This window comes from Enterococcus sp. AZ126 (assembly GCF_051714545.1).
Taxonomy (GTDB): Bacteria; Bacillota; Bacilli; order Lactobacillales; family Enterococcaceae; genus Enterococcus_L.
The window spans coordinates 818,708-838,205 of record NZ_JBIOSB010000001.1; the positions used below are offsets into that span (position 1 = coordinate 818,708).

Genomic DNA, 19,498 nt, shown 5'->3' on the forward strand with positions numbered 1-19,498 from the left:
TAGAATCCAAAGTGTCCTAAAATTTCCGATTAAAGTAACTCTTGATATTTTTTCATATATATTTTTTTGATTACCGTTACTAAAAGTAAATACGCAATGATCGTTGGTATTAAATAGAAAAAGTAATTTCCTGGTAAAGGTGCAAATCCAATCGTTGCGCCTAAATTGGTAAATGGTAAAATTGTACCGCCTAAAATTCCAATTGAAGTGACCAGTGTCAATATACCTGATGCTCTACTTTGAAGGAACGGGATCTTTGGTGTTCTTAAAACGTGAAGCACCAACATTTGTGACCATAAAGATTCAATGAACCAACCTGCATGGAAAATCGCAATAAACAATAATTGCTTATCTGCTGTTAATGAGAAAAAGCTGCCACCCAAAATTGTTGGACAAATTATGAAATACATAAATAGATAAGTGACAATATCAAAAATAGAACTGGTCGGTCCAAACCATCTCATGAAAGAACCAATTGATTTTGCTTCCCATTTTTTTGGTTTTTCCACATATTCTGCATCGACATTATCCCAAGGTACAGACATACATGATGTATCATAAATTAAGTTTAAGAAAAGAGATTGAATCGGCGCAACTGGTAAAAAAGGTAAGAAGATGCTTGCTGGAATAACAGAAAATACATTACCAAAATTGGAGCTTGCAGTCATTTTGATATATTTCATGGTATTGCTAAATACTCTACGACCTGATATAATTCCTTGCTCTAAAACCATCAAATCCTTTTGTAATAAAATAACATCTGCCGATTCTTTTGCAATATCAACGGCCGTATCTACAGAAATGCCTACATCTGATACTTTCATGGCTCCAGCATCATTAATACCATCTCCCATAAATCCAACTGTTTGATCATTTTTTTTCAATGCTTTTACGATTTTTGTTTTTTGGTCTGGCGTTACTTTCGTAAAGATATTGTATTCAGTAACGATTTTTTCTAATTCAACTTCAGATAACTTACCTATTGCTGAACCATTGATCATTCTTTCAGTTCCCAGACCAACCTCTTTACAGACTGAACGTGTGACTAATTCATTATCTCCAGTTAAAATTTTTACAGAAACACCATTGTTTTTCAATGCTTTGATTGCCGCTGCCGCTGTTTCTTTTGGAGGGTCTAAGAATGCTAAATATCCTTGTAAAACCAACTCTTTCTCGTCTTCTACAGAATAATCATCTAGTTGATTATTGACTTTTTTATCAGCAATGGCCAATACTCGTAAGCCATCTTCATTTAATTCTTTGACTGTTTTTAGTACTTGTTTTTTTATCTCTTGCGTGAGTGGAATAATATTTCCCTGCTGGTTAATGTAAGAGCATGCTTGCAGCATCTCTTCTACTGCTCCTTTGGTGATTAATAGGCTTCGATTGGATCTTCTATCTTTAACAACCACACTCATTCTTCTACGATTAAAATCAAAAGGAATTTCATCTATTTTAAAATAATCTTCTTCGTCAATGGATAATTCTTTCGATGCTGCTTCAATAATCGCTTTATCAATCAAATTTCGTAAACCTGTCTGAAAGAAACTATTCAAAAACGCAGAATGCAATATTTCATGATCCTCTTGACATGAAGTGTTGTAATGGTACTCAAGAATAACCTTATCTTGCGTTAGTGTGCCCGTCTTATCCGTACACAGAATATCCATAGCGCCAAAATTTTGAATCGCATTGACGTTTTTCATGATCGTTCCTTCTTTGGCCATATCTCTAGAGCCTTTGACTAAATTTGTGGTAACGATCATCGGCAGCATTTCTGGAGTAAGCCCTACAGCAGTTGCGATTGCAAACATCAGCGCTTCACTCCAATTGCCTTTGGTTATTCCGTTTATCAAAAATACTGCTGGCGTGATGACCATCATAAAGCGGATCAATAACCAGGTGGTTTTATTTACGCCTATTTCAAAACTCGTTTTTTTATCATCATCTGCTACATCTTGTGCTATTTTTCCAAATAATGTATCATCGCCCACACGAACAACTACACCAATCCCGCTACCACTCACAACATTGCTCCCTAAAAATAGTAGGTTTTCAAAATCCGTTTGACTGTTCCTTGTGGTCACGACATTTTTAACTTTCTTTTCAACTGGAAAACTTTCTCCTGTCATTGCAGATTGAGAAACAAACAAATCCTTGGCATGGATCAAGCGGAGGTCTGCTGGAATCATGTCGCCAGCTGAGAGCTTCACTAAATCACCACAAACAACTTCGTCCATCGGGATTTCCATTTCTTTATTTTCTCTAGTAACAGTTGCAGTAATCTGAATCATATTTTGCAGTTTGCTGACCGCATTACTCGATTTTACTGATTGGACTAATGTCATCGTGCCACTTAATAAAACCATGATCAACATGATCAAGACACCCACAAGATCTTTTTCACTTGGTTCCGCGTACACATATTCAGTAAAAAACGAGATAGTTGCAAGTATCATCAATACTACAGTGAACGGAGTGACATAAGATTTTATCACCGTATAAACCAATGATTTCTTTTTATCATCAGTGATTTTGTTTACACCAAATTGCTCTTTTGAGCGTTTTATTTCTCTAGCTTTTAAACCTTCCCACGAGGATGAAAAATTTTCCAGTACTTTATCAATCGATAGATTAGCTAATTTCTGATACGCTTTTTCATGGATCATGTTCTTCATTTCTTTTTGCATCTAGATTATCCTCTTTTCTTTTAGTTGAGTTTCGCTTTATCGAACTATCTTCCGATATGATAACCACATCCTTTCCACACAAAAAGAGCGCACTGAAAACTCAGCGCACTTCGCCATGAGTCTTCACATTCGTTGAGTTTTGGCACTATACAACGTAAAAAGCCTAAGCTTTTAGCTACCTTAAGAAAAGCCTTAATTCGACAGTTCCTGTTCTACCCATTGGCGTCTCTCGACATTTTTGGGCAGTAGCCTATGTTTGTATAGGAGCCTCACCTAACAAGAAGAATTACATCATCAGTTTAATGAATTATTATTTTTTTTGATAGACAAAAAAAGGAATAACGGTATAAGAATAAACAGATAGCCTATTGACTCATCTTTTTTTGTGATGACTTTACGAACGAAGATTTAAACTTCGTTTGTAGAAAATCCATCCTTCTTTTTACAAAAAAACTTAGCCTTAAAGAATCCGAATAAACGATAGATGCAGAAGTAACTCCTTCGAAAATAAGTTGAAATTCACAAAAAGGAATAGCACTATAAGTAAATCGTAATGGCTTAGATTTATCTTCAAGACTATAATAAATATGAATAAACGCTTATGTGCCAACCTCAACATATAAGCGATCGTTCGTCATTTTTATCAGAAGGTAATATCCTGATAGAAGCCTCTTCAATTGGTCTGCTACCAATTAAAGAGGCTCTTTTCCTGATTAATCCATAATAATTTATACTTGTTTTGAAAGTTCAATAATATACTATTAATTTTTTATATATTTTTTCTAAAAAAGAACTATTTTAACTAAAATTATTTTATCTTGTATATGATTAGAGTTTTTTTCACTCAAGTGAAGGAGATGAACGAATGAAATTAAAACATCTAGATTATTTTTTAGAACTATGTAAATACAAAAATTTTACAAAAACCTCAGAGGAATTAGGTATTTCTCAACCTTATTTGAGTACTCATATTCGTGAATTAGAATTAGAACTAAATGCTCGATTGATAACAAGAGGCCACAATACCAATGAATTAACGCCAGAAGGATTTGTTTTAAAAACAAGAGGAGAAACGATTTTTCAGGAATTTGAAATGGCTATTAAAGAAATAAACTTACTGGTTCATACTGGAGAGACTGCAAAGATTAAAATTGGGACTAATTTAGCTGACACTGATTATTTGATTGCTAAATTACTAACAGAATTCCGTAACTATTACCCGACTGTTTCACTTGAGTATAGTTATTACGAAAATTTAGAAGATGTGCTTGAAAAAAACGAAATAGATATCGCAATTGGTATTCTATCTGAAACAAACACGAAAATAATAAGTGATTTGATATTCTCTGAATCCTATGTCGTCTTTACGAGTAATAACAATCAACTGGCCCATTTGAATGAAATATCAGCCGATCATTTGAAACAAATTCCTTTGATAAACTATTCGAAACAGATTTACGAAAAAAAAATAATCAGTTCATGGATTGAAACGAACTATCCACAGCTTAAAGATAATCGATATTATGAACTCCCTTCGACAATTTCAATATTAAACTTAGTTGATCAGGATTTTGGGGTAGCATTCCTCCCATACTCGCTAACAGAATCGCTTCCTCGTTATTTGAATGTTGCTTCTGTTGAAATGCTTGAAGCACCTTTTAGAAATATTTCTATCGGCTATTCTAGAAATACTTCACTGTCAAAAACACACAAACATCTAATTGAACAGCTTCAATATATCTTTTAATTTGCCTTTTGAAAGGAGTCAATGGTCATGGAATTAACGCATCTGAACTATTTTTTATCTCTCTGCGAAGAAAAACAATTCACGAGAGCTAGTAATAAGTTGAATATTTCGCAAGCTGCTCTAAGCAAGCAAATAAAAAATCTTGAAGACGAAATTGGAACAGCTTTATTTTTTAGAAACAGTGGAGAATGTCAACTTACACCTGCTGGAAAAATATTAGAAGCGCATTGTTGGCGTATCAAACAAGAAATGTCCTATATTTGCGAAGAAATTAATGATCTTTCTACCACAAAAAAAACTGCCAAGCCAACCTTAAATGTTGCTCTTTTTTTAAATGATCTAGAATTTAAATTAATGGATATTCTTTCTTCTTTATTTCGTGAGTATGAAGAGTTAAAAGTAAATACCATAATTTCAGATAACATCTTCAAGTCACTGGAAACAATGGAATGCGATATTGGAATTGGTCCTTCTGTAAAAAAAGTCCCCGCTGAAATAAATGAACTAATTATTTATTCAAATGAATACAATATTATTGTACGAAAAGGACATCCAGTCTTAAACAATAAAACACTCACTTTGGACTTATTCGACAACTATCCTTTTGTTTTTTTCAAAGAAAATTTTCTTGAAACAAAAACTATTTATAATTGGATGGCAATAAATCTTCCGAAAAGATCTCAAGAATATGATATTCAAGTTGATACGACTGAATTGATTCTTTACATTGTAAACAATACGGACACATTTTCTATCGTTCCACAATATTTAGAATGTCATTTAGATGATTTCAATATTGCATCCATCAATCATGAAACCCTCCCAATTAGAGCGATGTCTATTTATTATCTTAAAAATAAATACATGAACCCTCAGCTAAAACAAGTGTTGTCTTCATTTACCAATACTTCATTTTAATGACTACTACAAACAAATCAAAAAAACTCTAAATATAGACGGAAATTCATAAAAATCTAGATAATAGTTTTTATAAATTTCCGCATACTCCTCAAAGCTAAACACTGTTTTCAACTAATTGATCAGAAATTTAAGGGATTATCATTTTAAAAAACAAATTTGTGTTGCTTAATTATAATCTGTAGTTAGATTGTTTATTCCTAAAGCCTCCATCTTCTTAAACTCGCTTTGTGGAACCCCCCATAAATTAACAGACAATCCTTTACTTTGCGCTTTAGCTATCAGATCTGCTCGATCAACAACACAATCATATTTGATATCTAAACCAGCATTTTCACCTAGAGTGCTTACTTGATCAATCATTTGCTCATCTAAAGTAGTCGCTAAAAACTGAACTTGAGTATCTGGAAGACGTTTTTTCATTTCAATCAAATTGGGATAATCAAATGAGATTATTACTGCCGTATCCGCCATACCGTATGCACTAATTAAATTTGCTAGACTATCGTAATCACTTGATTCAAGGTTTTTGGCTTTGATCTCAATAAAAGGGATACTTTTTTTATTATTTATAATCGTTAGAAAGTCTTCTAACGTAGGAATCACTAATTGATCTTCTGAATAATTTTGCTTATTAGCTCCTTGATCGATGTGAAATAAGTTTATTTGAGCTAATGTCAGATCCTTTATTTTTCCTTTACCATTGGTCATTCGATCAATCGTTTTATCATGCATAATGACCCATTGCTTATCTTTCGTCAGCCAAATATCGGTTTCAATTCCCCAGCTATCGGATTGTTGAAAGGCAGGGATAGAGTTTTCAGGTGCAACTTTGTGATTGCCACGATGTGCGACATAGCGTATATCATCCATCATTTCATTAATTTCACTATTATCCGCAGAAATGTATCCTTCAGTTGTACGGTATATTTTGTTTTCTGAATTAAAAGCGATACCCTTTACGTAAGCTATACTATTCGTTGGTAATTGCTTAGCAACTTTTGACAAGGTTCTATCCTGAAAAAGGGTTGTTTCTTGCATGATACGGATCCGAACAGGACGATTAAGATCAATTGCTACTGTGCTCTCTTCTCCTTTGGCTGTTAATCCGTTCGTTGCAGTTAATTCTGAATTCACATGATAAACACCATTATTAAAATCAAAATCTTCGTAATCAATATGAACGTTATAGGTATTATCCATTTGTCGAATTCCTTCATATATTTTTTTATCGCTTTGATCCTCTTTGTGCCAAACAGAGACTTTGACTTTTTCAATCGTTGCCACACTTTTCGTTTTGATGTTTACATCAAATTGACCTTTCCCCACTTTAGAACGATCAATTTCAGCTTCTATAGTTGGCTGTTCCACGATGAATTCACCAAACTCAACAAGTTCCGTTTTTCCATTTTCTTTTGTAATCAAAAGTTTAATTTGATACCGTCCAACTTCTTGATGATTTTTTACGATAATATCCGATTCCCAGGTATCACTTTCAGGCTGATAAACACCTTGATAAAGCTTTAGATCGTTTTGCCCATTTAATTCGCCAAAGGTTGCAAATTCAACTTTTTTTATATGTTTCACGCTAGATAGATTTGCCTTTACTCGATAAACAGTCTGTTTATTGTCTTTATTTATTAAATGAAAAACTGGACGAGGTACAGGATATTTGATCCCCATATTTTGCACTACAGAATCAATCATATGTTCTGAAAATTCCCCTTTCACTTGACTTCCATCCATTAACGTTTTATGTTTTTTTTGAAAATCGATTGTATCTAAGTCTAATTTTACCGATAAAAAATGATAACCATCATAGGAAGGGTTCGTATTATCCTGATAATCAATGTTGATAGAAAACCAAATAAAGGAAGAAATTCCACCTAAGATAACTACTATAAACAAAATCAAAAAAAGAAATAGCCTTGTTTTTCTTTTCTGGTTTTCCTTTTTCTCCATACATTTCCCCTTAAGGTAAATTATTTTTTCTTAACTATCCTATTTATAGTATACAATTTATTTTTATTAAATGTGGAAAAGTCTACCTTTTATCTTTATTTTAAGATTGAAAGTAAAAATCGTATAAACAGTAGACGAAAATCCATCTGTTTATACGATTCATTAACGATTACTCAGTTTCACTGGAATCTGAAAACCAGTTTAACGAGTCTTTTTCAAAAAATAATCGGCTGTATCTTGTTCGTCTTGTTTTAGCTGAACGATCAAATTTTCTGCTCCATCAAACTTGATTTGGTCGCGCAAATAATGATTCCAAGATACGGTTACTTGTTCGCCGTAAATATCTTGATGGAAATCTAAGATGTAGACTTCCACTGTCAACTCGCGACCCTCACCAAAAGTATCATTGTGACCGATCGAGCCCATACCAACATGCCATTTTTCTCCAACTTGGATTTTGACAGCGTAAACTCCTACTCTAGGCAGACGAACAGTACTCTTCACTTTAATATTAGCAGTAGGAAATCCTAATAAACGTCCTCTGGCATCACCATGTACAACAGTTCCATCAGTTTCATAGACATAACCGAGTAATTCAGTGACCTCTTCCATTCTTCCTTGTTCCATCAAATCACGAATCCTTGTAGAACTGATTTTTACACCAGCTAATTCTTCTTTACTTACCGTTACGACTTCAAATCGATCGTTGGCATATCCAGGTAAATGGGCAACATCTGCAATTTCTTTAGGACCATAGGTATAATCAAAACCAGAAACTGCAACCGCTGCATGAAGTCCGACAATATATTGATCTACAAATTCCTGTGGCGCTAAGTGAGCAAAAGCAGAAGTAAATTCGATCACATACAAAATATCTACACCTAAGTTAGCCATCAACCGTTCTTTTTGTTCCAAACTGTTCAAATATTTCATATTTTCAGGTAAAACTTTTTGAAAAACAATGGACGGATGCTGATTAAATGTCATTACTGCCAGTTTCAAGCCTTTTTCTATTGCAATTTTTTTACCTGTTTCAATCACTTTTTGATGTCCACGATGAACACCATCAAAAAAACCTAATACCATCACAACATCATCTTCTGGGATCTGCTCCGAATTATAAGGATGTCGAATTGGAATAATTTGCATGATAAAACTTCTTTCTATTAATTATTTCGTAATACTTTACTGGGTTTTAATACATTGGGTTTAGTTGGATGAGCCATATATAAACTCACAACTTGATCTTGATAGAATAATGCGACTAAGTCTTGCGGCATCTCCTTCAAAGTCAATTCAGTTGGACTTAAGCGAACACCATTTTTGACTTTTTGATAAAGCTCATCCGCTAAATCAATGCGCTGAAATTGTTCGATAGCTGTTTCGATTGGTAATAGCGTTTCGTTGATTTCATTTTGCGCCATTTTTTCTGCAACTTGTTCTAACGTCAAGCATTGTTCAGCTGTTAAGCCACCGCTTGCCGTACGTGTTAAGTCGGACATATGAGCTGGCACTCCTAAAGCAAGGCCTGTGTCTACAGATAACGTTCTAACGTAGGTTCCTTTACCGCAAATGACTTTAAAACGCCACCGTTGCGTTCCTTTTGTTTCATCAAAAACAGGCTCACTCGTGCGTTCAAAAGAATAAATCGTCGCCTGTCTCTCTGGGCGGTCAACTTCTTCACCGTTTCTGGCATATTCATAAAGACGTTTGCCATTAACTTTAACCGCTGAAAACATTGGTGGAATTTGTGTGATAACACCTGTCATCGTCTGCATAGCATCATCGATTTCTTTATTTGAAAAAGCTTTAGACAGAGCTACTTTCTCTACTATTTCTCCACTAACATCTTCTGTTGTCGTAGAAAAGCCAAGTGTGATTTCTCCTTCGTATGTCTTGCCAGAGTCAACCATATATTCAATGACTTTCGTCCCTTTACCGATACAAATAGGTAAAACCCCAGATACATCAGGATCTAAAGTACCGCCGTGACCAACTTTTTTCGTATGTAAAATTTTCCTTAGTTTGAAAACACAGTCATGGCTGGTCATGCCCGCTTCTTTCCATAAAGGTAAAATACCGTCCATTTATTCGTTCCTCCAAAATTTAAGTATCAACTGGTTTATTATAGCATAGAAGCAGATAGGAATTCATTTTTTTAAAACTCATTTTGATCGATAATAAATTAAACAAAAAAATAGCTACTAGAAATGAACGATTACAACCACAGATAAAAAGTGTGAAACAAAACGAGTAAAAAAGTTTTGTTTCACACTAGTATCGTTAATGTAAATTGAATACCATTAAGTATTATTTTTATGCAGAGTGACCCACAATTACACCGCCAGCATATCCAAATCCAACACGTGTCATGCCAGGATTCAACTCCCAATCTCGGTGACCTGTACCAGATGGTGAGTCCATGTTCGTCTCATTATACCAAGCCATGATGACAGAATTACCTGGAGCAAACAAGAAGGCAATCACTTCATCTCCCCTATTCCAATGATCTGCTGGTACTTTGTAATCTTGCATGATCGACGAACGACCGCTTGCTGCAGCTGCAAGTCCTGCATCCCAGCTCACTGGATTCAAGCCATGAGCTGCTCGTAAAGAATTTAGCGCTTGAAACGTTGCATCCCCAGAAGTAACCGGCGGAGTTACTGGATCATCAGGTTTTTCTGACGGACCAGTGCTTCCTTGATCATTTCCATTGTTTCCTTTGTCAGGTTCATTCGTCGATTGATTCGTTTCATTAGTATTAGAAGGTGCCGCAGTATCCTCCGTAGTATTTTCGCTTTGAACAGTTGTTTTTTGCTCATTTGCAGTATCTGTCTTAGCCGTCTCAGCTTTTTTTACTTCTTTTTTCTTTGCTTCATTTGCAAGCTGAACTTTTAATGCTTCTTGCTGTTCTTTTAATAGTTTATTTTTTGAACTTTCAGCACCTGATGTTTCAGAATCGACTTCTGCTTTTAAAATATTCAAATCTGCTTGTTTGGCAACAAGATTTTCTTTTTCTTTTTCAAGCTGAATCTCGGCCTTTTCTACATTAGCTAAATTCGTTTGGATATCCGTCTTTTTACTTTCAACAAGAGCTTTGTCTTCTTTTTGTTGTTTAACTAAATCATTATTTGCTGTCATGATTGAGGAAATTGCTTGTACTCTTCCGACTGCATCCGTAATAGATTCTGAATTTAAAATCATATCCAGAATTTGAGTTCCTTGTCCATTGACTTGAACATTTCTTCCTTGTTTTTGAATTGCTTCAGTTCTTTTATTAATTCGCACATCTAATGCTGCGATGTCTTTTTTTAATTGTTCAGATTTCTGTACTAAGTCTGTCTTTTGTTTGTTTAGAGCAATCCCATCATCAAAAATAGACGAAATTTCTTCCTCCAACGAAGTAATTTGCGCTGCTACTCCTTTTTGTTTTTCTTTTAATGCTGTAATTTCTTTGTCTTGTTGTTCTATTTTTTTATCAGTTGTTTCAGCTAATGAACTCATTGGTACTATTGTTCCTGCAACTGTGATCATACTAACTATTAATAATGACAAATTCTTTTTCTTCACTATTAACCCTCCACTTTCTTCAACAGTATCTTTAATAAATCTTATACTCTAAATAATACCATACATTTCATTTATTAGATCGATAAAAGTGTTACAGTTCATTTCAATATAGTTACAAAAATAATTTTATTACAAAAAATAAGTAAAAAAGAGGCCAAGACACAAACACTTCTGTCCCAACCTCGAAGCCTCAACGTATCTTACTATAAACCTTAAAATAGGAAAATAGAGGGTAAACTCGTCTGTCGATGAGCTTACCCTCTAATCTTAGTATGTTTTAGTTAATCAAGTTTTCTATTCACCTTGATTCAATTTGCGGATCAAGTCATCAATATGGTTTCCATATTGAACAGATTCATCTTTTTCAAAAATTAGTTCAGGCGTTTTGTAAAGCGTCAAACGTTGTCCTAACTCTTTACGAATCAACCCTTTTGCTTTATCCAATCCTTGTTGCGCTTTTTGTTGATCAGAAGCTAGATCAGATAACAAACTATAGTAAATAGTCGCTTGCTGCAAATCTCCAGTTACTCGAACATCTGTAATTGTAATATCTTGCACACGTGGGTCCCTTACACGTTTTCTCAATATATCATTGATTTCACGCATAACTTCTTGACCTACTCGGCGGTCACGATAATTTGCCATACTGTTTCTCCTTCTTTCTTACTTTATTTAAAATTATTGTTTGATTTCTTCCATAACAAAACCTTCAATTACGTCGTCAACTTTAAGGTCATTGAAGTTTTCAACCATCGCACCACATTCAAAGCCAAGTTTAACTTCTTTAGCATCGTCTTTGAAGCGTTTCAAGCTAGATAGTTTGCCTTCAAAGATAACGATTCCGTCACGAATCACACGAACGCCACTATCACGACGAATAGAACCTTCTGTTACGTAACACCCTGCGATTGTTCCAACTTTAGATACTTTATAAAGTTCACGAACCGTCATTTGACCCGTAATTTTTTCCTCAAATTCAGGATCAAGCATCCCTTTCATCGCTGTTTCGATTTCTTCGATTGCTTTGTAGATGATACGGTGTAGACGAATATCAACTTCTTCTTGATCTGCTTGTTGTTTCGCTTGCGGTGTAGGACGAACATTAAACCCAATGATGATCGCATTACTTGCTGCGGCAAGTGTCACATCACTTTCATTGATTGCCCCAACAGCCGAATGAACGATTTTCACACGAACGCCAGCAACTTCGATTTTTTGCAAGCTTGCAGCAAGAGCTTCCGCCGTACCTTGTACATCTGCTTTGATGATTACATTAACGTCTTTCAATTCGCCTTCTTTTAGGCTTTCGAATAAGTTGTCTAATGTTACGCGATTATTTGATGAACGTTGTTCAAGCTGAGCACGTTTGCCACGTTCTTCACCCGCTTGACGAGCTGTTTTTTCATCTTCAAAGACAACGAAACGATCTCCTGCTTGCGGTACATCATTTAATCCGGTAATTTCAACTGGTGTTGCTGGACCAACCGCTTTATCACGGCGCCCGATATCATTTGTCATAACACGAACACGTCCAAATGTGTTCCCAACAACGATCGGATCTCCAACTTTTAGAGAACCTTGTTGTACAAGTAAAGTTGCAACAGGACCTTTCCCTTTGTCTAAACGGGCTTCGATCACTGTACCAATTGCGCGTTGAGTTGGATCAGCTTTCAAATCTTCTACTTCTGCAATTAAAAGAATATTTTCTAATAGTTCTTCAATATTTTGGTTAAACTTAGCTGAAATATTTACAAAGATTGTATCTCCGCCCCATTCTTCTGGGATCAAGCCATGTTCACTTAATTCTTGTTTTACGTGATCAGGATTCGCTCCTGGTTTATCTACTTTATTGACCGCTACGATGATCGGTACTTCAGCAGCTTTGGCATGATTGATTGCTTCAACAGTTTGCGGCATAACACCATCATCTGCTGCAACGACTAAAATAGTGATATCTGTGATACCAGCTCCACGAGCACGCATACTTGTAAAAGCAGCATGTCCTGGTGTATCTAAGAATGTAATTGGCTTACCATCGATATCGATTTGATATGCACCGATATGCTGAGTAATACCACCAGCTTCACCAGACGTTACGCGTGAATTACGTAAAGTATCAAGTAATGTTGTTTTACCGTGGTCAACGTGTCCCATGATCGTTACAACGGGTGGACGTGTTACAAGGTTTTCTTCAACTAATGCTTCTGGTTCGAAGAATTTATCGATATCAGCAACATCGATTTGAACTTTCTCTTGCGGTTCCATACCATAATCTACTGCCAGTAATTCAATCGTTTCTTTATCTAATGATTGGTTTTGGTTGACCATAACACCCATCATAAATAATTTTTTGATGATTTCAGCTGGCTCACGGTGAATTTTCTTCGCGATATCTGCTACGTTCATTCCTTCTGTATATTCTAATACATCTGGCAATTCACGGAATTTACGTGCTGGAACTGCTGGTTTTGTTGATTCTTGGTATTTGCCTTTTTTACCTTTTTTGTTGAATCTGTTGCGGTTTTGGTTATTATAACCACTGCGGTTACGATTTTGACCGCCTCCACCGAAACTATTGTTGCGATTCCCAGTATTCGTATTGTTACGATTTTGATTTCCTTGGGTATTATTACTATTTTGTCCTTGTTGCGGACGGTTTTGCTGTCCAGATTGCGCAGCTGGACGATTTTGGTTGGTATTTTGTGTGTTGCGGTTTTGGTTGGTACTTTGAGTACCACCTTGTGTATTGCGATTTTGATTGTTTTGTTGTCCTGCTTGTGCTGGACGGTTTTGATTTTGATTGTTTTGTTGCGGACGATTTTGCTGTCCTTGATTTGAACGGTTTTGAGTCATATTTTGGCTGCTTCCTTGCATGTTTCGATTTTGGTTGTTACGATTTTGGTTATTTTGTTGTCCTTGTGCTGGACGATTTTGATTGTTTTGTTGCTGTGGTCGATTTTGGTTTGGTCTATTTCCATTTTGGTTAGCTGGTTTTGGATTTGCTGGTTTTGTTTGCCCGTGACCACTCGGTGCTTGTGGTTTTGCGGCAGGTTTTTGTTGTGCATTTACAGGTTTATTGCCTCCAAATGAGTTACGAAGTTTGGATTCGTCCTCAGAGGAAATTGCGCCCATGTGATTTTTCACATCCATACCTAAAGCATGTGCTTTTTCGACAACATCTTTACTCGATTGATTGATTTCTTTTGCTAGTTCGTAAATTCTTTTTTTCCCCATGCAATCACCTTCCTAACCTTTGATTAGTTCCTTGAACTTCGTCGCAAAGCCCTGATCATTGATTCCGATCACCATACGTGTTCTGCCGATCGCTTGACTTAACTCTGAATGTAAAAACGACTCATTGCAAGAAACGTTGTAATAGGAACATTTGTCCCTAATTTTTTTTCTTGTATTCTCACTAGCATCGGAAGCGACAAAAACGAATTTTGCTTTATTGCTCCGGATATCACCGATGGTCAATTCTTCACCGGTCACTAGTTTTCCAGCTCTCATAGCCAAACCTAGTAAATTTAATATTTTTTCTTTATTCATTGCCAAACAACTCTTTACGTGCTTTTTGATGTTCAACATAGTCTAATAATTCTTGGTAAAAAACATCTGTCAATTTCGTTTCCAACACACGGTCTAAAATATGTTTATCCCAAGCTTCCTTTACTTCTTTTGGCTCAAGTGAAACATACGCTCCGCGTCCCGGCATTTTCCCTGTTGGGTCGATCGCCACTTCGCCTTCTTTAGAACGCGTGATCCGAACTAGTTCTTTTTTAGGTTTCATTTCACCAGAAACAACAGATTTGCGCATCGGGATTTTTCTTTTTTTCATTTTATTCCCTCCAAATCGTTAGACTTGTTCTTCGTCTTCTACTGTCTCTTCTTCAAACTCAACATTTTCGTAATCATCAGCTGTCATGTCAGATAAAACGATTGCTTCATCGTGCGCCTCTTCAAGTGTCTCTTGATTTTCTGCAGCTTCTGCGTAGTAGGCTTCCATTTCAGATTCTGGTTTGATGTCGATTTTAAAACCAGTCAATTTAGCAGCTAAACGTGCGTTTTGACCTCGTTTACCAATCGCTAAAGATAACTGATAATCTGGAACGACTACAGTACAAGCTTTGTTGTTGTTTGGATCAAAAATAACGTCTACGACTTGGGCAGGATTCAATGCGTTGCTGATGAATACTGCTGGGTCTTCACTCCACTCAACGATATCCATGTTTTCACCTTTTAATTCGTTCACGATTGCTTGTACACGTTGACCTTTTGGCCCTACACATGTTCCGACAGGATCGATATTCGGATCTGATGAACGAACAGAGACTTTCGAACGATCACCAGCTTCACGGGCAATGCTCACAATCTCCACAATTCCATCATACACTTCCGGGATTTCTTGTTCAAATAATCGCTTCAATAAGTCTGGATGGCTACGGCTAACAAAAACTTGCGGCCCTTTTGAAGTGTTCTCAACTTTTGAAACGTAGACTTTAATACGGTCATGGGGTTGATAAAATTCATTTGGCATTTGATCTTGCTTAGATAAAACAGCTTCGATCTTTCCTAAGTTTACATAGATGTAGCGGCGGTCTTGTCTTTCAACAATTCCTTGCATGATATCATTCTCATAAGCACTGAACTCGTTATAGATAATGTTTCTTTCAGCTTCACGAACACGTTGCAAAATAACTTGCTTTGCCGTTTGCGCTGCGATTCGACCGAAATCTTTTGGTGTGACCTCAAAACGAATTTTATCGCCCATCTCATAAGCTTTGTTGACTTCCATCGCTTCTTTTAAGGACACTTCAAGTTGTGAATCAAAGACTTCTTCCGTTACTTCTTTTACAGCATAAACATGGATGTTGCCTTTTTTACCATCAAATTCTACTTCAACGTTTTGGGCTTGCCCATAATGTCTTTTATATGCGGAAACTAAAGCTGCTTCCAATGCGTCAATCACAATCTCTTTAGAAATACCTTTTTCAGCTTCTAATGCATCTAGTGCATTTAACATTTCTTTGCTCATTTTTTTATCATTTCCTCCTACTGTCTAAATGAAAGGTGAACGGAGCTGGTCAACCTTTTGTCGGTCGATTCTTACAACTCGCGATAAGCTTTTGCTTGATCGTTTTACTTCGTTTAAAACTGAATTGCTAAACGAGCTTTTGCAATGTTATTTCGTTCGAATGTATAATCTTTTACTCTTGTTTTGATTTTGACTGTCAAGGTCAACTGATCTTTATCGATTGTTTTTAAGATACCTTCAAATTGTTTTTCACCATCGAACATTTGATAAAGTGAAACATGAATGTATTCTCCAACTGCTTTTTCATAGTCGCTTTCTTTCTTCAACGGACGTTCAGCTCCCGGAGAGGATACTTCCAAAAAGTACGCTTGAGGAATCGGATCAGGATCCATAGAATCAAGTTTTTCGTCTAGCTGTTCACTAACAAGTGCACAGTCTAAGATATCGATACCGCCTTCTTTATCAATAAAAACGCGGAGAAACCAGTCTCTTCCTTCCTTGACAAACTCTACTTCTACAAGTTCAAAATTTTGTTTTTCTAAGATTGGTGTGACTAACTCGGTAACAGTTTCCACAACACTACTCAAAATTTTCGCCTCCTTCGAGATTTATGTAACGTACTAGATCATAGAAAAGCGAAACGCTGGCTTAACCAGCTAGACCATAGAAAAACGAGAAAAATCAACGTTTTTTTCTATTTTCTTCCTATGTTACTCCATTAAAAAGAGTGAGCAGAAATCCGCTCACTCAAACTAGTATCATTACTTATAATGTATTCTAACACATATTTTCTGAAAACTCAACTTTACGTCATTAGAAAGCCATTTATCAGCAATTATCTTTATCCAAAGAAACATGCTTCACTTTTTTGCCCATTTGTTTTACTATTGATAAGAAAAGTTGAAAGGAGCGTCGTTATGTCTCAAATACAAGTAATCAAAGTAACAAAAGAAACGATGAAAAAAATGCAGACCTTTTATGAAAAACATCGTTTAAACAAAACAGTTCCTTACTCTGAATTTGTTGCCAGAATTGGAAATACGACAATTACAGCTTACACCTCTGGAAAAGTGGTTTTTCAAGGTTCGGATGCTGAAAAAATAGCAGCAAAATGGGGCAGTTCACTTAAAACGAATAAAAAAACTAGTTCATCCTCAAAAAAAACAACAACTTTACCTGCTAATTTCAGTAAACTTTCGGTCTTAGGCAGTGATGAAGTGGGCAATGGTAGTTATTTTGGCCCCGTTACTGTTTGTGCAGCTTATGTCGATAAAACCATGGTCGAAAAGTTGAAAGCTCTTGGCGTAAGAGATTCTAAGGAGTTGACCGATCCTCAAATCATCCAGCTTTCTAAAGTGGTCAAAGAATTGATTCCTTATAAACTACTAATTGTCGAACCAGAAAAATACAATCAGATCCAACCTAAATACAACGCTGTCCATATGAAAGTCGCCTTACATAATCAAGCGATCCACTTATTATTACGTGACATCGAACCAATCAAACCTGAAGCAATCCTGATCGACCAATTTACACCAGAAACAAATTATAAAAAATATGTACGAAGTGAAAAAAATCAGGTCAGCGAAACGTTATCCTTTATTACGAAAGGCGAACAATACCATGTTGCGGTCGCAGCAGCTTCAATCATCAGCCGAGCAGCCTTTTTAGAAGAACTAGATAAAGAATCTGCAGAATTGGGCATGAAAGTACCGTCTGGTGCAGGAGCGACTTCTGATAAGGTGGCCGCTAAAGTAATCGCTAAAGGTGGATTGGACTTACTAAGTAAATATGTAAAACTTCATTTTGCCAATACAGAAAAAGCGAAAAAAATTGCTGCAAAATAATAAAAAAGAAGATGTGACGAGACGCTTTGACTTTTTACAGCTTCGAATTTCCAATTAAAAGACGATACAAAAGTGCTTAGTTCTTTCTTATTTTTGAGAGCTAAGCACTTTTTTGTCCACCTGTTTTTTATTATTCAGCTTCTTGAATTTCTTTAGCTAAATCAGTATAATCGATTGCTGCATGAATAAACGTGTCATCATTTTCAGGAAAATGTTGCATCAATGTGTCCATCGGCTCGATTTCGATCGTTCCTTTTTCTAATTCAAATGCTATCAAATGACCCCCGAATGTTTGCTCATCGTCTATAAAGTGCAGATGAAAATCTGCTGCTGCAACGCCTTGAAACAACTCTGGCGTGAAAAAACCAACGATAGTTCCTGTAGTATTTTTTTTACTAAATTCGGGTTGCTCCTTAGATGCTTCAACTAGTCTTTTATATGGTTTTTCTTGTTTAGCCATTGCTCGAATACAGACGTCTTTAAACGTCCCATGTATTTTGATTGCGTGAAAAAGATTTTCACTTCTCAAGTGTTTACGAATCAGCTTAATGATTTGTGCGCTGTTTGCTTCACTAGTCACAGGTATAGAAAAAGATGGTCTAAACATTGTCACTGCGGCATATGGAGTCTTTTGTTCCTCATCTAGATCGATCAAAGCACCATCTTCTCTTCCTTGATAGGCTCTTCCATTTAAAATGATCAATTCTCCATCTAAACCTGATAAAGTACCAATCCCAAAATCCCCTTTTTTTAAAATGTTTGCGATTGTCTCAGTCCCATCCATCAAACCTGCCATTAATGCACCCAACGTTCCATGCTGATATAAGACTGCTTCTTCTGTCATTGTTATCCCCTTTCTGTAAAACTGATCTTGTAAAATTGTTTTATAAGCATTTCACTCTTTTTTTAATCGATTGAGATTACAATCATAGTTAAAACTTCTGCATATCTCACAAAATCGACTGGTAAAAGTTCATATCAGAAACACGATGCTTTAATACTTAGTAAATTTATCTCTATTCGCTTCAAAAATGTAACTAGATTGATCATTTATCAACTTTTTTCACCATAATTCCAGCACCTTTTCTGCTTCATTCCACGTTGTGTCACATTCATTTTGAAAACAGATTACATTACGTTTCATCACTCATAAAAATAGAATATTCGTAAAAAATTTAAATAAAAACATTATCTTTTTGATACAGTTTTCAACTCTGTATTATTTTTTATTATAGCACGCCTACTATTTTTTTGTTTACTCATTTGTCTGACACCCATAAGTGAAGATTTAGCTGAAACAATCGTTCCTCTATTCTTTATTTCTATTAACTTTTTTCTTTATATTTAAGAAAGAGTAAAGAATATAGATAGATGTATTTTTTTGGCATATTCACTTTTGTAGCGTGAAACCTCTAGACGATGGGATTTCTAGTTTAAAATAAAAAAAGTCATTATAAAAAAAGCATATTATAAAAAAATTAATATTTATCTCATTGACTTCATTAGAGATATTTACTATATTTAAGACGATCTGAATAACTTGTTAGGTGAGGCTCCTATGGAAACACAGGCTACTGCTCAAAAATGTCGAAAGACAGGAATGGGTAGGACAGGAATTGTCGAATTAAGGCTTTTCACAAAGTAGCTAAAAGCTCTGCTTTTTACGTTTCATAGTGCTAAAACTCAACGATGAGAATGATAAAAGGCTCTTTTTTGTGCTGAAATCAAT

At 35.6% G+C, this 19,498-nt stretch carries 15 protein-coding genes and 2 riboswitches; of the genes, 3 read left to right on the forward strand and 12 right to left on the reverse strand.

Features of this window, described 5'->3' with window-relative positions:
- Positions 1-29: 29 nt before the first annotated feature.
- Complete coding sequence (gene mgtA / locus IGI43_RS04050) at positions 30-2,690, reverse strand: magnesium-translocating P-type ATPase (RefSeq protein ID WP_438756553.1); 2,661 nt, start codon at positions 2,688-2,690, stop codon at positions 30-32.
- A gap of 117 nt (positions 2,691-2,807) precedes the next feature.
- A riboswitch (M-box (ykoK) riboswitch) is annotated at positions 2,808-2,978 on the reverse strand.
- A gap of 577 nt (positions 2,979-3,555) precedes the next feature.
- Here mgtA and IGI43_RS04055 point away from each other — a divergent pair.
- Both IGI43_RS04055 and IGI43_RS04060 read left to right on the forward strand, forming a co-directional pair.
- The gene (locus IGI43_RS04055; RefSeq protein ID WP_438756554.1) at positions 3,556-4,437 is read left to right on the forward strand and encodes a LysR family transcriptional regulator; all 882 of its coding nucleotides are present in this window, start codon (positions 3,556-3,558) and stop codon (positions 4,435-4,437) included.
- Between the two features lie 27 nt (positions 4,438-4,464).
- Complete coding sequence (locus tag IGI43_RS04060) at positions 4,465-5,355, forward strand: LysR family transcriptional regulator (protein ID WP_438756555.1); 891 nt, start codon at positions 4,465-4,467, stop codon at positions 5,353-5,355.
- Between the two features lie 168 nt (positions 5,356-5,523).
- On the opposite strand, the gene IGI43_RS04065 is transcribed toward IGI43_RS04060, so the two are convergent.
- The 10 genes from IGI43_RS04065 to rimP form a co-directional block, all read right to left on the reverse strand.
- Complete coding sequence (locus IGI43_RS04065; protein WP_438756556.1) at positions 5,524-7,317, reverse strand: glycerophosphodiester phosphodiesterase family protein; 1,794 nt, start codon at positions 7,315-7,317, stop codon at positions 5,524-5,526.
- Positions 7,318-7,518: 201 nt separating this feature from the next.
- The gene (ribF, locus tag IGI43_RS04070) at positions 7,519-8,466 is read right to left on the reverse strand and encodes a riboflavin biosynthesis protein RibF (protein WP_438756557.1); all 948 of its coding nucleotides are present in this window, start codon (positions 8,464-8,466) and stop codon (positions 7,519-7,521) included.
- A gap of 17 nt (positions 8,467-8,483) precedes the next feature.
- The gene (gene truB, locus IGI43_RS04075; protein ID WP_438756558.1) at positions 8,484-9,404 is read right to left on the reverse strand and encodes a tRNA pseudouridine(55) synthase TruB; all 921 of its coding nucleotides are present in this window, start codon (positions 9,402-9,404) and stop codon (positions 8,484-8,486) included.
- A 229-nt stretch (positions 9,405-9,633) separates the two neighbouring features.
- Positions 9,634-10,887, reverse strand: a complete 1,254-nt coding sequence (locus IGI43_RS04080) for a coiled-coil domain-containing protein (RefSeq protein WP_438756559.1) — start codon at positions 10,885-10,887, stop codon at positions 9,634-9,636.
- Positions 10,888-11,181: 294 nt separating this feature from the next.
- Entirely contained in the window at positions 11,182-11,532 is a 351-nt protein-coding gene (rbfA, locus tag IGI43_RS04085; RefSeq protein ID WP_438756560.1) for a 30S ribosome-binding factor RbfA, read from the reverse strand.
- Between the two features lie 33 nt (positions 11,533-11,565).
- A complete protein-coding gene (infB, locus tag IGI43_RS04090; RefSeq protein ID WP_438756561.1) occupies positions 11,566-14,121 on the reverse strand; it encodes a translation initiation factor IF-2 in 2,556 nt (851 codons plus the stop codon).
- Between the two features lie 12 nt (positions 14,122-14,133).
- Positions 14,134-14,436: a YlxQ-related RNA-binding protein gene (locus IGI43_RS04095; protein ID WP_438758806.1), complete on the reverse strand. Its 303-nt coding sequence runs from the start codon at positions 14,434-14,436 to the stop codon at positions 14,134-14,136.
- On the reverse strand, positions 14,429-14,725 hold the full coding sequence (rnpM, locus tag IGI43_RS04100; protein ID WP_438756562.1) for an RNase P modulator RnpM: 297 nt from the start codon (positions 14,723-14,725) through the stop codon (positions 14,429-14,431). Before rnpM ends, IGI43_RS04095 begins: the two co-directional genes overlap by 8 nt.
- 18 nt (positions 14,726-14,743) lie before the next feature.
- Positions 14,744-15,922 (reverse strand): transcription termination factor NusA, encoded by a 1,179-nt coding sequence (gene nusA, locus IGI43_RS04105; RefSeq protein WP_438756563.1) that lies wholly within the window; start codon positions 15,920-15,922, stop codon positions 14,744-14,746.
- Between the two features lie 113 nt (positions 15,923-16,035).
- On the reverse strand, positions 16,036-16,509 hold the full coding sequence (gene rimP / locus IGI43_RS04110) for a ribosome maturation factor RimP (protein WP_438756564.1): 474 nt from the start codon (positions 16,507-16,509) through the stop codon (positions 16,036-16,038).
- 330 nt (positions 16,510-16,839) lie between these two features.
- Here rimP and rnhC point away from each other — a divergent pair, with 330 nt between their 5' ends.
- Positions 16,840-17,769: a ribonuclease HIII gene (gene rnhC, locus IGI43_RS04115; RefSeq protein WP_438756565.1), complete on the forward strand. Its 930-nt coding sequence runs from the start codon at positions 16,840-16,842 to the stop codon at positions 17,767-17,769.
- A 130-nt stretch (positions 17,770-17,899) separates the two neighbouring features.
- Here rnhC and budA read toward each other — a convergent pair whose 3' ends face one another.
- Positions 17,900-18,613 (reverse strand): acetolactate decarboxylase, encoded by a 714-nt coding sequence (budA, locus tag IGI43_RS04120; protein WP_438756566.1) that lies wholly within the window; start codon positions 18,611-18,613, stop codon positions 17,900-17,902.
- 688 nt (positions 18,614-19,301) lie between these two features.
- Positions 19,302-19,471: riboswitch (M-box (ykoK) riboswitch) on the forward strand.
- Positions 19,472-19,498 lie beyond the last annotated feature (27 nt).